Source organism: Dyadobacter sp. CY261 (genome assembly GCF_021440085.1).
Taxonomy (GTDB): Bacteria; Bacteroidota; Bacteroidia; order Cytophagales; family Spirosomataceae; genus Dyadobacter.
Window position 1 is genome coordinate 1 of the sequence record NZ_JAKCPW010000079.1, and the last position, 512, is coordinate 512.

Here is a 512-nt window from a genome sequence, read left to right on the forward strand (position 1 = left end):
AAAAAAATGCAGGTAACCGGCACGGGTTACCTGCTTGATTCGGGTCACATTTGCTTACTATTAATTAAGCTAACCCAGTTGTATGCGCCTTTGGGCACTTAATGAAACCGCTAGTGGTTTCATCCTGCGGCTGTACAAGCAGCCTCTGTGAAAATTCATTCGATCAGCACTGCGATGCCCACCTTTTCTGCTTTGCGTTCTATCTTTTGTTTGAGACCGTAATATCCCCAGTTCCTAAAAAGAAAGGGGTCTTCTTTGGCCTGCTGCTCTTTCTCTGTCTGCTCTACCAGCAGCAAAGTCGCTGCTTTATTTTTTAGGCATATATCAATTAACCTTTTGCTGTATACGTGCTGCTTGTGTGAGACGTAGCGCTTCTCTGATTGCATTAGATTTTCGATAGTTGATTTGCGGAGCTGCCTTTGGCTGTTTGGGTTCATAAAAGCCATGGCCTTCCTTTTGCGCCGGATCGCAGCCTGGATCGCGAGCCGCTTGTAGAGATACTCGTCCTTGCT

The 512-nt window shown here is 46.3% G+C and carries 1 protein-coding gene; it reads right to left on the reverse strand.

Translation table 11 applies throughout. The annotated features are described in order from the left end of the window. Nucleotides 1-155: 155 nt before the first annotated feature. A partial coding sequence (locus LZD49_RS35445) for a hypothetical protein (RefSeq protein WP_234673396.1) occupies nucleotides 156-512 on the reverse strand: 357 nt, incomplete at its 5' end.